The 13,047-nt window shown below is 69.5% G+C and carries 14 protein-coding genes and 1 tRNA gene; 2 read left to right on the forward strand and 13 right to left on the reverse strand.

The features are described 5' to 3' along the window. Positions 1-561: 561 nt before the first annotated feature. From rplL to AB0M92_RS02945, 9 genes are all read right to left on the reverse strand, one after another. Positions 562-945, reverse strand: coding sequence for a 50S ribosomal protein L7/L12 (gene rplL, locus AB0M92_RS02905; RefSeq protein WP_366100277.1), 384 nt, complete (start codon positions 943-945; stop codon positions 562-564). 110 nt (positions 946-1,055) lie between these two features. Then, positions 1,056-1,586: a 50S ribosomal protein L10 gene (gene rplJ, locus AB0M92_RS02910; RefSeq protein ID WP_008739730.1), complete on the reverse strand. Its 531-nt coding sequence runs from the start codon at positions 1,584-1,586 to the stop codon at positions 1,056-1,058. A 285-nt stretch (positions 1,587-1,871) separates the two neighbouring features. Further along, entirely contained in the window at positions 1,872-2,762 is an 891-nt protein-coding gene (locus tag AB0M92_RS02915) for a hypothetical protein (protein WP_366100278.1), read from the reverse strand. Positions 2,763-2,821: 59 nt separating this feature from the next. Then, entirely contained in the window at positions 2,822-3,811 is a 990-nt protein-coding gene (locus tag AB0M92_RS02920) for a hypothetical protein (protein WP_366100279.1), read from the reverse strand. Between the two features lie 192 nt (positions 3,812-4,003). Next, positions 4,004-4,732: a 50S ribosomal protein L1 gene (rplA, locus tag AB0M92_RS02925; RefSeq protein ID WP_366100280.1), complete on the reverse strand. Its 729-nt coding sequence runs from the start codon at positions 4,730-4,732 to the stop codon at positions 4,004-4,006. 88 nt (positions 4,733-4,820) lie between these two features. Beyond that, positions 4,821-5,255, reverse strand: a complete 435-nt coding sequence (gene rplK, locus AB0M92_RS02930) for a 50S ribosomal protein L11 (protein ID WP_008739735.1) — start codon at positions 5,253-5,255, stop codon at positions 4,821-4,823. A gap of 168 nt (positions 5,256-5,423) precedes the next feature. Further along, a complete protein-coding gene (gene nusG, locus AB0M92_RS02935) occupies positions 5,424-6,347 on the reverse strand; it encodes a transcription termination/antitermination protein NusG (RefSeq protein ID WP_366100281.1) in 924 nt (307 codons plus the stop codon). An 84-nt stretch (positions 6,348-6,431) separates the two neighbouring features. Beyond that, positions 6,432-6,713 (reverse strand): preprotein translocase subunit SecE, encoded by a 282-nt coding sequence (gene secE / locus AB0M92_RS02940; RefSeq protein WP_030154653.1) that lies wholly within the window; start codon positions 6,711-6,713, stop codon positions 6,432-6,434. Between the two features lie 105 nt (positions 6,714-6,818). Then, positions 6,819-6,891: transfer RNA gene (locus AB0M92_RS02945), tRNA-Trp, on the reverse strand. 195 nt (positions 6,892-7,086) lie between these two features. Between AB0M92_RS02945 and AB0M92_RS02950 the strand changes: the two genes are divergently transcribed. Both AB0M92_RS02950 and AB0M92_RS02955 read left to right on the forward strand, forming a co-directional pair. After that, positions 7,087-8,313, forward strand: a complete 1,227-nt coding sequence (locus tag AB0M92_RS02950; protein WP_053687955.1) for a pyridoxal phosphate-dependent aminotransferase — start codon at positions 7,087-7,089, stop codon at positions 8,311-8,313. Between the two features lie 132 nt (positions 8,314-8,445). Further along, positions 8,446-9,465: an adenosine deaminase gene (locus AB0M92_RS02955; protein ID WP_366100282.1), complete on the forward strand. Its 1,020-nt coding sequence runs from the start codon at positions 8,446-8,448 to the stop codon at positions 9,463-9,465. A 15-nt stretch (positions 9,466-9,480) separates the two neighbouring features. On the opposite strand, the gene AB0M92_RS02960 is transcribed toward AB0M92_RS02955, so the two are convergent. The 4 genes from AB0M92_RS02960 to AB0M92_RS02975 all read right to left on the reverse strand — a co-directional run bounded on the left by AB0M92_RS02960 (position 9,481) and on the right by AB0M92_RS02975 (position 12,981). Then, a complete protein-coding gene (locus tag AB0M92_RS02960) occupies positions 9,481-9,897 on the reverse strand; it encodes a hypothetical protein (protein ID WP_366100283.1) in 417 nt (138 codons plus the stop codon). Between the two features lie 15 nt (positions 9,898-9,912). Further along, the gene (locus tag AB0M92_RS02965; protein ID WP_366100284.1) at positions 9,913-10,974 is read right to left on the reverse strand and encodes a UDP-N-acetylmuramate dehydrogenase; all 1,062 of its coding nucleotides are present in this window, start codon (positions 10,972-10,974) and stop codon (positions 9,913-9,915) included. Between the two features lie 62 nt (positions 10,975-11,036). Further along, positions 11,037-11,447 (reverse strand): DUF3291 domain-containing protein, encoded by a 411-nt coding sequence (locus AB0M92_RS02970; protein WP_366100285.1) that lies wholly within the window; start codon positions 11,445-11,447, stop codon positions 11,037-11,039. Positions 11,448-11,502: 55 nt separating this feature from the next. After that, positions 11,503-12,981 carry a DHA2 family efflux MFS transporter permease subunit gene (locus tag AB0M92_RS02975; protein ID WP_366100360.1) on the reverse strand — a complete coding sequence of 493 codons (1,479 nt, stop codon included), beginning with the start codon at positions 12,979-12,981 and terminating at the stop codon, positions 11,503-11,505. Positions 12,982-13,047 lie beyond the last annotated feature (66 nt).

Consider the following 13,047-nt stretch of genomic DNA (forward strand, 5'->3'; position numbering starts at 1 on the left):
CACAGAAGACGGCCCGCCTGATTCGATCAAAAAGACCTGGTCAGGGCGTATCAATCAAGTGTGCTCTAGCGTGGGCATGCCCCTGGCGACGGGCAGGGGGCAGCTAACAGGCAGCGCAAAGGGTCAGTGTAGCCACTCGGCTCACTGATGTCCAGACCAGGTCTCCGGAAACCGGCAACAGGCCTTCCCCATGTCGTTTAAACAAACCCTGCGACCCTGCGAAACTGCGGCCAACACGCGGCTCTCGTGGCTCTCGCACACAGAGCGCGTATCAGTACTGCCCTCTTCGTAGTCGATCCATGCCTCGGATCACCGATCCGTGCAAGCGATCTCGGACCGATCCGATCGATCCCACGACGGGACTGAGAATTGCGCGCCGCGTCCCGTTCGTCAAGGCCCCCTGCTCCGTGCGGATCAGCTCAGGACCCGGCCGCGGGGCAACGATGATCACCCTACTCCCCAACGAGACCAGGGCAAGTCAGGCACTGCGGGTACGCCAAAGGGCGACCACCCTTACGGGTGATCGCCCTTTGGTTGGGGCCCAGGAGGGCCCCAGAGGTGTTACTTGACCTCGACAGCCGCGCCGGCACCCTTGAGGGCCTCGGCAGCCTTGTCAGCGGCCTCCTTGGCGACCTTCTCAAGGACGGGCTTCGGGGCGCCGTCCACGAGGTCCTTGGCCTCCTTGAGGCCCAGGGAGGTCAGCTCGCGCACGACCTTGATGACCTGGATCTTCTTGTCGCCGGCGCCGGTGAGGATGACGTCGAACTCGTCCTGCTCCTCAGCAGCCTCGGCAACGGCGCCCGGGCCGGCCGGACCGGCAACGGCGACGGCCGCGGCGGCGGTGACGTCGAACTTCTCCTCGAAGGCCTTCACGAACTCAGAGAGCTCGATGAGGGTCATCTCCTCGAACTGGGCGAGGAGGTCGTCCTGAGAGAGCTTCGCCATGATGGGCGATCCTTCCACTAATTCGGCAGGTGCCGGATGTATATAGAGGCGGGCGTAACGGCCCGCTACGACCCACGCACTAGGCGGCGTGGATCAATGCGCGAGCCGAATTACTCGGCACCGCCCTGCTCGGCGAGCTTGACGCGAAGCGCTTCCGCGGTGCGGACGAACTTCGACGGCAGCGCCTGGAAGAGCGAGGCAGCCTGAGACTGCTTGCCCTTGAACGCGCCGGCCAGCTTGCTGAGCAGAACCTCGCGGGACTCAAGGTCCGCAAGCTTCTTGATCTCATCGGCGGTGAGCGCCTTGCCATCAAGGACACCCGCCTTGATGATGAGGTTCGGGTTGTCCTTGGCGAAGTCACGCAGGCTCTTCGCCGACTCCACCGGGTCACCGGTGATGAAGGCGACCGCGGTCGGACCAGCGAAGTGCTCGTCCAGCGCGGTGATCCCGGCCTGGTTGGCCGCAATCTTGGTCAGCGTGTTCTTCACCACGGCGTACTGGGCGTTCTCACCGAGAGAGCGACGCAGCGTCTTGAGCTGCGCGACGGTGAGACCCCGGTACTCGGTCAGCACGGCGGCGTTCGAGCTCTGGAACGCGTCCTTGAGCTCGGCTACCGCGGCAGCCTTGTTGGGCGTCGGCATAGTGCGTTCGCCTCCTTCCGGGTGATGAGGACCGCTCAGAAGGGGCTGACATACGAAACGCCCCGGCGCAGGCGCCAGGGCGTAGCTCAACCGAAATGAAATTCCGGGAACAATCCAAGGTCACCTGCGCAGGACGTCCGCAATTGGCGGATCCTTCGGCCGCCGCACCCTCACGGGCACGACAACGACCAGCGGTCTTTGGCTTCTCCGGAAGAGTACGTGAACCGGCCGAGCCAAGGCAAATCGCCTCGGGAGCGCCCGGCATCCCCGGGCGCTCCCACCGATTCAGGAGCCGCCGAGACCGCCGAGCCCCGCGTCCTTCAGGGTCTGGTCGGCGCCCTTCAGCGTCTCGTCGACGCCCTTGAGCTTGTCGTCGATGCCCTTCATCACCTCGTCGAAGTCGGCCACCTGGTCGGCGGGCGGCGCGGTGACCGCAGCCGTCGTGCCGAATCCGGAGAACTTCGCCGAGACCTTCGTCGTGCCGTCCTTGGTGCCCTGCGCCGAATCGACGCGGACGGGGTAGCCGTCCTTGCCGATCCACAGGTCCACGTCCAGGCTCGTGTACTCCTTCAGCGCCTCGTGGAGGTACTGCCGGTTCGCCGTCTCCATCACCTTCGTGGACTCGTCCGCCGCGAGCAGGTCGGCGTTGGTGAGGGAGGCCTTGAAGTGCCTGGCCTCCCCGCCGTCGATCTGCTCGGCGGCGACCAGCGTCAGCTTCTGCTGGCCCAGGAGCACGGCGAGGTAGTCGGCCGGGTCGTCGTTGAACCGGGAGCGGGGCTTGCCGTCCTTGTTCAGGTTCATCTTCATCCAGGACTTGCCCTCCAGGGGCTTGTCCGAGTGGGTGTAGATGACGTCGCCGATCATGACCTGGTTGGCGCCGTCGCCCTTGGCGTCGATGCCGGTGGCCGACGGGTACCAGCCCTTCGTGCCCGTGAGCTGTTCGGCCTTGCCGCTGCTCGACGTCACGGTCATCTCGTACGTGGCGGACTTGGCGGCCGCGGTCTTCGTGTAGGACGCTTTCACCGCGTCCGCCGGCGTCTCGGCCTTGGTCTTGGCCTCCGCCTTGCCGTCGGCCGTCCCCGCGGCCTTGTCGGTCCCGCAGGCGGTCAGGCCGCCCACGAGCAGTGCGGCCCCCGCCGCGGCGATCGCGGCCCGGGTCAGTGCAGCCGTGTTCATCGGTTCTCCCCCATGGATGGTTCTGCCGGTGTTGCGTTCGGCCTCGCGGCCGGTCGGTCTCAGGTCCCGGACCCGGCCCCGCCGGCGCCCGTGGCGCCCAGCTCCTTGAGCTTCGCGAAGACGTCGACCGTCTCGTTCTCGGGCGGGGTCCGGACGGTCACCGTCGTGGCGTAGTCGGAGTAGTGGGCGTCCAGGTCGAGGTTTCCCTCGGGCGTGCCGATCGCGACCTTCAGGCGGGCCGGGTAGCCGTCCTTGTTCACCCAGACGTCCATGTCGTAGCCCTTGATGCCGGCCTTCTTCATGGCTTCGGTGAGCTTCGCGCGGTCGGCCTCCGGCAGCGCCTGGGAGCCCCCGTTCGCGGCGAGCATCTCCTCGAAGGTCAGGGTGCCCTTGTAGTGCTGGGCGTCGGCGCCCTCGACGTTCTCGGAGCCGACGAGCTTCACGTTCGGCGAGGCCAGCAGCAGGGCGAGCTGCTTGGCGGGGTCCTGGTTCTGCTCCGCCCCGCCCAGGCTGCCCATGCCGCCCATGCCGCCGAGCTGGTTCAGCGCCGCGGCGTCTCCGGCGGCCTCCGCGGCGGCCTTCACGTCGATCTTCATCCAGCGCTTGCCGTCCATGGCCGCCGAGGACAGCGGAGAGCCGGCCGGCACCTCCATGTACATGACGTCGTTCGACACGATCGTGTGCATGGAGTCGACGCCGGAGGCGCCGAGCCCGCCCTTCACGGTGATGTCCATGACCTGCGGGTCCCACCCCTGCACGCCCGTCATCTCGACGCTCTCACCGCCGCCGCCGGACATCTTCATGGTCATGCGCACCTTGGCCGACTTGGCGGCCGAGGTCTTCTTGTAGGCCGCGGTGAGGGCCTCGGTGGCCGAACCGCCCGCCGCGGGCGCGGAGGGCTGCGCGGAGGGCGCGCCCGCGGCCTTGCCGGAGCCGTCCTTCTTGTCGGTGTCGCACGCGGTGGCCCCGCCCGCGAGCAGTACGGCGGCCAGCATCGCGCCGGCGGCCTTCCTCCGGTACGCGCGGTGTGCGGCGCGGTATGCAGACATAGAGATCCCCACCCCTGTGTGAACGTTCGCTTCGAAGCCGACCCTACGTTCCCCCGCCCGGCCCTGGCGCGCCGGTTACCGTCCGGTTCGGGACATGTGTTCCGAAACACGGAAAACGGGCCCCTCGCCACCCTGTGAAGGGGGCGAGGGGCCCGTTTCAGCCACTCAGGTGAGCCGGGGGCTCAGCGGAGCTCAGACAGCGGCCGGGTCTTCCTCGACGAGGAGGTTCCGGGTGCGGTTCGAGTCCAGCTGGATGCCGGGGCCCATCGTGGTGCTCAGGGCGGCCTTCTTGACGTAGCGGCCCTTCGCGGCGGACGGCTTCAGACGAAGGATCTCGTCCAGGGCCGCACCGTAGTTCTCGACCAGCTGCTCATCGGTGAAGGAGACCTTGCCGATGATGAAGTGCAGGTTCGAGTGCTTGTCGACACGGAACTCGATCTTGCCACCCTTGATCTCGGTGACAGCCTTGGCAACGTCCATGGTGACGGTGCCGGTCTTCGGGTTCGGCATCAGGCCACGGGGACCGAGCACGCGGCCGAGGCGGCCGACCTTGCCCATGAGGTCCGGAGTGGCGACAACCGCGTCGAACTCGTTCAGGCGGTTGCCCTTGGCGATCTCGTTGATCAGCTCGTCATCGCCGACGATGTCGGCGCCGGCGGCTTCCGCGGCCGCAGCACGGTCACCGGTCGCGAAGACCAGGACCCGGGCGGTCTTGCCGGTGCCGTGCGGGAGGTTCACGGTGCCACGGACCATCTGGTCGGCCTTGCGCGGGTCGACACCCAGGCGGAAGGCGACCTCGACGGTGCTGTCGAACTTGGTCGCGGAGGTCTCCTTGGCGAGACGGACGGCTTCGAGCGGGGCGTACAGCTTGTCCCGGTCGACCTTGGCGTCCGCAGCGCGGAGAGTCTTGCTGCGCTTCACTTCTGCTCCTGTTTTTCGGCTTCAGGCATGGAGTCGTGGTGCGGACCAGCGCTTGGCCCTACCACTGGTGGTGCTGGGGGTGGCTGGATCAGCCTTCGACCGTGACGCCCATCGAGCGCGCGGTGCCGGCGATGATCTTCATCGCGGCGTCGACGTCGTTGGCGTTGAGGTCGGGCATCTTCAGCTCGGCGATCTCGCGGACCTGGGCGCCGGTGAGCTTGGCGACCTTGGTCTTGTGGGGCTCGCCGGAGCCCTTCTCGATGCCCGCGGCCTTCAGGATGAGGCGCGCGGCCGGCGGAGTCTTCGTGATGAAGGTGAAGGAGCGGTCGTCGTAGACCGTGATCTCCACCGGCACGACCATGCCACGCTGCGACTCGGTCGCGGCGTTGTAGGCCTTGCAGAACTCCATGATGTTGACGCCGTGCTGACCGAGCGCGGGGCCGACCGGCGGAGCCGGGTTGGCCGCACCGGCCTTGATCTGGAGCTTGATAAGCCCCGTGACCTTCTTCTTCTTGGGAGGCATTGCTCTCTCCGGGTCCTAGTGAGAGTTTTTCGCCGCCAATCCGGTCATCCGGATGGAGGCATACCGCACCACGATAACGGGTATCGGAGCGGGGCTAAAAACCGAGCAGGTCAGACCGCCCTTCAGGGGGCTGTCTGACCTGTCCGGAAGCGTTGGCTCAGAAGATCGTCAGTTCTTCTGGATCTGGTCGAAGCTGAGCTCGACCGGGGTCTCGCGACCGAAGATCTCGACGAGGCCCTTGACCTTCTTCGAGTCCGGGTTGATCTCGTTGATGGTCGCCTGCAGCGTCGCGAACGGACCGTCGGTGACGGTGACCGAGTCGCCGACCTCGAAGTCCAGGACCTCGATGGTGCGCTTGACCGCGGGGGCCGGCAGACCGGCGTCCTCGGCGGCCTGCTTGGCGGCCTTCTCCTGCGCCTCCGGGGCGAGCATCTTGACGATCTCGTCCAGCGTCAGCGGGTACGGGTCGTACGCGTTGCCGACGAAGCCGGTGACACCGGGGGTGTTGCGGACGACGCCCCAGGACTCGTTCGTCAGATCCATGCGGACCAGAACGTAACCGGGCAGCTTGTTCTGCCGGACGTTCTTGCGCTCGCCGTTCTTGATCTGGACGATCTCTTCCTCGGGCACCTCGGCCTGGTAGATGAACTCCTCGACGTTCAGCGAGACGGCGCGCTGCTCCAGGTTGGCCTTCACGCGCTTCTCGTAGCCCGCGTAGGTGTGGATCACGTACCACTCGCCGGGCAGGAGGCGCAGCTCGTCGCGCAGGGCCTGGATCGGGTCGACGGGCTCGGCGTCGGCGGCCTCCTCGGCCTCCTCCGCGTCCTCGTCGGCCTCGGGGGCGTCCTCGGCCTCGACGGCCTCGGGGGCGTCCTCGTCGGAGTCCTCGTCCTCGCCGGCCTCTGCGTCGTCCGCGACCTCGTCAGCCTCGTCCTCGACGTGGAGCGCGGCCTCTTCGGCGGCGACACCGGCCTCGGCGTCGGCCAGCTCGGCCTCGTCCGGGTCCACAGCGTCTGCCGCCTCGACGATGTCGAGCGCGTCCTCGACGGACTCGACGGAGTCGGGGCTCGCGTTCAGGTTCGGGTCAGACACGGTGGCTGCTTCTTCCTGGATACAAAAGGTGGTCGAACATGCGAAAACGGGCGGCACCCATCAAGGCGCCGCCCTCCGCGGGGATCAGCCGAAGACGAACTTGATGGCTTCCTGGAACCCATAGTCAATCACGGTCACCAGACCGATCATGATGACGACGAAGACAATCACCACGGTGGTGTACGTCGTGAGCTGATTGCGCGTCGGCCAGACGACCTTGCGGAGTTCCGCGATGATCTGGCGGTAGAACAGCGCGAGCCGACCCAGAGGACCCTTCTTCCCGCGCTTGCCGCCCTTGCGGGCCTTCTTCTCGCGGGTGTCGTCCTCGGCGTCAGGCATGTCGATGGAGCCCAGGGCGTCCGTCACGTCTCTCACCTGAATCCGGGTCGTGGCCGTAGCCGCGCCCGGTTGCGCCGCACGGCGTTGCATCGAAGTACGTACCTGCGCACACGTCCGAGAAGGAGTGTGGAGCAGGGCCGGAGGGACTCGAACCCCCAACCGCTGGTTTTGGAGACCAGTGCTCTACCAATTGAGCTACGACCCTTTGTTGCGTCCCCCAACCTACCGCATCCAGTCGGGTGCACGGAGTGCTCACGCTCTGGAGTGACCGGCAGGGGCCAACGACAGGTGAGTGTACGTGGTCCTGGACCTGACGTCGAACAGAGCACATTCCCGACTGGTCCGTCCGATGACTGAAACGGCGTGCGGGGCTTCTGAGGCGTCTGGGACGATTGGCCTCATGACCTCTGAAACGCCTTCCGCCGAGCGCCGCGTCTCCGCCCGTATCGGCGCCATTTCCGAGTCCGCCACCCTTGCCGTGGACGCCAAGGCCAAGGCCCTCAAGGCCGCCGGGCGCCCGGTGATCGGCTTCGGCGCCGGCGAGCCCGACTTCCCGACGCCCGACTACATCGTCGAGGCCGCGGTCGAGGCCTGCCGCAACCCCAAGTACCACCGCTACACGCCGGCCGGCGGCCTGCCCGAGCTCAAGACCGCGATCGCCGCGAAGACGCTGCGCGACTCGGGCTACGAGGTGGACGCTTCGCAGGTCCTGGTGACCAACGGCGGCAAGCAGGCGATCTACGAGGCGTTCGCGGCCATCCTGGACCCGGGTGACGAGGTCATCGTCCCGGCTCCCTACTGGACCACCTACCCCGAGTCGATCCGCCTCGCCGGCGGTGTCCCGGTCGAGGTCGTCGCCGACGAGACCACCGGCTACCGCGTCTCCGTCGAGCAGCTCGAAGCCGCCCGCACCGAGCGCACCAAGGTCGTCCTGTTCGTCTCCCCGTCGAACCCGACCGGCGCCGTGTACTCCGAGGCCGACGCGGAGGCCATCGGCCGCTGGGCCGCCGACAAGGGCCTGTGGGTCCTGACCGACGAGATCTACGAGCACCTCGTCTACGGCGAGGCCAAGTTCGTCTCCCTGCCGGCGATCGTCCCCGAGCTCGCCGACAAGTGCATCATCGTCAACGGCGTGGCCAAGACGTACGCCATGACCGGCTGGCGCGTGGGCTGGATCATCGGCCCCAAGGACGTGGTCAAGGCCGCGACCAACCTGCAGTCGCACGCCACCTCCAACGTCTCCAACGTGGCCCAGGTCGCGGCGCTCGCCGCCGTCTCCGGCAACCTGGACGCCGTCCACGAGATGCGCACGGCCTTCGACCGCCGCCGCCAGCTGATCGTGCGGATGCTGAACGAGATCGACGGCGTGTTCTGCCCGACCCCCGAGGGCGCGTTCTACGCGTACCCGTCGGTCAAGGAGCTCCTGGGCAAGGAGATCCGCGGCAAGCGCCCGCAGACCTCCGTCGAGCTGGCCGCGCTGATCCTGGACGAGGCCGAGGTCGCGGTCGTTCCCGGCGAGGCCTTCGGCACCCCCGGCTACCTGCGCCTGTCGTACGCCCTGGGCGACGCGGACCTGGTCGAGGGCGTGTCCCGCATCCAGAAGCTGCTGGCCGAGGCCAAGGCCTGAGCCGCCGCTCCGCGAACGCCGGTGGGGCGGTACCCGTACGGGTACCGCCCCACCGGCGTTTTTACGTTCGAGCAAGGTCCCGTTCAGGGAATCGGGCTGCCGAACGGGTGACAAGTGCGGCAGGATCACCGGATGGAGCACGTACGCGATCTCACGCTTCTGCCGAAAGCCCACCTCCACCTGCACTTCACCGGGTCGATGCGCCCCTCGACCCTCCTGGAGCTCGCCGACAAGTACGGCGTGCGCCTCCCCGACGCCCTGACCGCCGGCGAGCCGCCCAGGCTCCGCGCCACGGACGAACGCGGCTGGTTCCGCTTCCAGCGGCTCTACGACGCCGCCCGCTCCTGCCTGCGCGAGCCCGAGGACATCCGCCGACTGGTCCGCGAGGCCGCCGAGGAGGACGTACGGGACGGCAGCGGCTGGCTGGAGATCCAGGTGGACCCCACCTCCTACGCCCCCCTGCTCGGCGGCATGATCCCGGCCGTCGAGATCATCCTGGACGCCGTCGAGGCCGCCTCGCGCGAGACCGGACTCGGCATGCGGGTGCTGATCGCCGCCAACCGCATGAAGCACCCCCTCGACGCCCGCACCCTGGCCCGCCTCGCCGTCCGCTACGCCGACCGCGGCATCGTCGGATTCGGGCTCTCCAACGACGAGCGCCGCGGCATGGCCCGCGATTTCGACCGGGCCTTCGCCATCGCCCGCGAGGGCGGGCTGCTCGCGGCCCCGCACGGCGGCGAACTCGGCGGTCCCGCCTCCGTCCGCGACTGCCTGGACGATCTGCACGCCTCCCGCATCGGCCACGGAGTGCGGGCCGCCGAGGACCCCCGGCTGCTGAAGCGGCTCGCGGACCGGCAGATCACCTGCGAGGTCTGCCCGGCGTCGAACGTCGCCCTCGGGGTCTACGAGCGGCCCGAGGACGTCCCGCTGCGCACGCTCTTCGAGGCCGGGGTGCCGATGGCGCTGGGCGCGGACGACCCGCTGCTGTTCGGGTCCCGGCTGGCGGCCCAGTACGAGATCGCCCGCCGCCACCACGCGTTCACGGACGCGGAGCTCGCCGAGCTGGCCCGGCAGTCGGTGCGCGCAAGCGCCGCGCCCGGCGAGGTGCAGGACAAGCTGCTGGCCGGGATCGACCACTGGCTGGCCACCTGAGGGGGCCGGCGGGACTCACCGCGTGAGCCGCAGGTCGCCCTCCCAGCAGTCGGCCCGGACCCGGTCCCCGTCGGTGAAGCCGATCTCCAGCTGCGTGCGCCCGGTCCGCGGCGCCGCGAACTCGGCCACGGTCGCCACCGTGTCGCCGAGGTGCCGCAGGAAGGGGTGGTCGCCGAGGTCCTCACCGACCTCGATGCGGCCCCACTCCCCCATGTCGTACGGCTCGTGCGGCGGGGCGCATTCGACGATGAGGCACCCGTCGGACCCGGTGCTGATCCTGGTGGACTCGCCCTCGCTGTCGATCAGCCAGACGTCGAGCGGCGCCTCGGAGCGTTCGCCCTCGCAGACGTGCCAGGACGCGACGATCCTGCTGATCGTGCGTCCCACCAGGCGGGTGGGGTCCGTACCGGCCCCGTGCAGTGGACAGAGCATGGCGGCCGGGACTCCTCAGATGCTGACGCCGACCGTCACCGGCTCGTTGACCAGGGTGACGCCGAAGGCCGCGTGGACGCCCGCGACGACCTCGCGGGCCAGGGCGAGGAGGTCCTCGGTGGTGGCCTGGCCGCGGTTGGTCAGCGCGAGGGTGTGCTTGGTGGAGATGCGGGCGGGGCCCGTGCCGTAGCCCTTGGTGAAGCCGGCCTTGTCGATCAGCCAGGCCGCGCTGGTCTTCGTACGGCCTTCGCCGGCGGGGTACGCGGGCGGGGCGGCCTCGGCGCCGAGCCGGTCCTGGACGCGGGCGAGGAAGGCGGCGTACGCCTCGTCGCTCAGGATCGGGTTGTGGAAGAAGGAGCCGGCCGACCAGGTGTCGTGGTCGGCGGGGTCGAGGACCATGCCCTTGCCGGCGCGCAGCCGCAGTACGGTCTCGCGGGCGCGGGCCGCCGGGACCCGGTCGCCGGCCTCGACGCCCAGGGCGCGGGCGGTCTCGGGGTACTTGATCGGCGCGGACAGCCCGCCCGCGTCCTCCAGGGCGAAGCGGACGCGCAGGACGACGTAGCGGCCGGGCTGGTCCTTGAAGGTGCTGTTGCGGTAGCGGAAGGCGCACTCGGCGGTGGTGAGGGTGACCGTCTCGCCGGTGGTGCGGTCGTACGCGACGACCTCGGTGATGGTGTCGCGGACCTCCTGGCCGTACGCCCCGACGTTCTGGATGGGGGTGGCACCGGCGGAGCCGGGGATTCCGGCGAGGCACTCGATGCCGGCCAGACCCGCCTCGACGCTGCGCGCGACGGCGTCGCTCCAGTTCTCGCCCGCGGCGAGCTCCAGCCGCGTGCCTTCGAGGTGGAAGCCGGTGGTCGCGATGCGCAGGGCGGTGCCCTCGAAGCCGCGGTCGCCGATGACCAGGTTGCTGCCTCCGCCGATGACGAGGAGCGGGGTGCCGCTCCCGTCCGCGGTGCGGACGGCTTCGACCACCTCGGCGTCGGTGGTCGCGGTGACCAGACGGGTGGCGGGGCCACCGAGGCGGAAGGTGGTCAGGGGGGCGAGGGGGGCGTCGTGGAGTTCCTGCACGTGCACAAGAGTACGGTCCGTACCCCTCGCATCCCTGCGGGGCCACGGACCGTACGTCTCGTCGCATGTCACGCCGTACGTTGCGGGCGGGCGGCCTCCTCGGCGAGCCGGTGCTCGGCTTCGGCCCAGGTGATGGGGAGGGCGGAGGCCGGGACGGTCCAGAAGGTGAAGGTCGACTCCCGCATGAACGCGGCGGCGGCCCGGGAGCTGGAGCGGTGCGGCTCGCTGCGGGCGAAGCGGTGGAGCGCGCCCGGGTCCTCCCAGGCGGAGAGGGTGAGGAAGGTCCGGTCGAGGATCCGGGCGCGCAGGGCGACGCCGTGGGCGCCGGGGGCCTTGCGGATCTGGTTGATGATGCCGGGCGCCTTGAGGAAGAACCTGACGGCGCCGAGCAGGGTCTCGGTCTCGAAGCGGGAGGCCATGACGTGGACCTCGGCGTCGGGAGCGGGCGGGGTGGGCGTGAACCAGGGGATGTCGGGCATGGTGTGCGCTCCTTGGTCGAGCCGTTCCGGGGAAGGGAGGGGAGGGGGCGGGCGGTCAGCCGGTCGCGGAGACCTTGGCGGAGGTCGCGTACCCGGTGCCGGAGGCGTTCCCGGAGGCGTTCCCGGAGGTGTTCCCGGAGGTGTTCCCGGCGGCGACGGGCTCGGGGGTCGCGAGGCTGCGCTTGGCCGGGACCAGCAGGGCGAAGGCGGCCGCCACGGCCACCCCGGCCGCGCCGATCCACAGTGCGGGCACGGTCCCGTCGGTGAAGGCCTGCGGGGACTCGTAGCCGCCCTGGGCGGAGAAGACCGAGGCCAGGACCGCGACGCCGAGGGCGCCGCCGACCTCGCGCAGCGCGTTGTTGGCGCCGGAGGCCTTGCCCGTGTCGGCGGGGGACACGGTGGACATCAGGATGTTGGAGGCGGGGGCGAAGTAGAGGCCCATGCCGATGCCGCTGAGGATCAGCGCCGGGAGCTGGGCGGCGTACGAGACGTCGGTGCTCAGGATCATCGCGAACCAGCCGAGGCCGAGGGCCTGCAGCGCGAGCCCGGCGGCGACGACGGGGCGGCCGCCGATTCGGTCGGAGAGGATGCCCGCGATCGGGGCGACGACCAGCGGCATGGCGGTCCAGGGGAGCATGCGCACACCGGCCTCGGTGGGCGAGTAGCCGGCGACGCCCTGGAAGAACTGGCTGAGCAGGAAGATCGAGCCGAACATGCCCAGGTACATCAGGAGGCTGGCCATGTTGATCCCCAGGAAGCCCCGGTTCAGGAAGAGGCGCATGGGCAGCATGGGGTTCGCGTTGCGGAAGCCGTGGACGACGAACGCGCCGACGAGCGCGGTGCCGGCGATCAGGCCGGTGAGCACGGGGCCGCTGGTCCAGCCGTGGGCGTTGGCGTTGACGAGGCCGTAGACGATGCCGAAGAGGCCGCCGCTGATGAGGAGCGTTCCCGGGACGTCGAGCCGGGCGTTCGGGGCGGTGGACTCGGACAGCTTCAGGCGGGCGAGCGGGATCAGGGCCAGCCCGATCGGGACGTTCAGCCAGAAGATCCACTGCCAGGAGATGTGCTCGGTGAGGGTGCCGCCGACGAGCGGGCCGCTGGCGACGGCGAGGCCGCTGACGGCGCTGAAGATACCGAGGGCCATGCCGCGGCGGGCGGGCGGGACGGCGGCGGTGAGCAGGGTGAGGGTGAGCGGCATCATGACCGCGGCGCCGACGCCCTGGACGGCGCGGGCGGCGATGAGCTCGTTGATGCCAGGCGAGAGGGCGGCGACGGCCGAGGCGCCGGTGAACACCACGAGGCCGGCCATGAAGAGCCGCCGCCGCCCGAAGCGGTCGCCGAGGGCCGCGCCGAACATGAGGAGGACGGCGAAGGTGAGCGTGTACGCGTTCACCGTCCACTCCAGGTCCTCCAGCGCGCCGCCGAGATCCCCCCGGATGGCGGGGAGGGCGGTGGTGACGACGAGGTTGTCGAGGGCGGCCATGAAGCCGGCGACGGAGGTGAGGACGAGCGCCCAGACGGCGGGGCCGCGCAGCGCGGTGTCCCGGGTGCCTTCGGCGCCTTCGGCTTCGTGCGTGGAGTTCACGATTTTCCCCTGAAG

The sequence above is a fragment of the Streptomyces sp. NPDC051582 genome, from assembly GCF_040681715.1.
Taxonomy (GTDB): domain Bacteria; phylum Actinomycetota; class Actinomycetes; order Streptomycetales; family Streptomycetaceae; genus Streptomyces.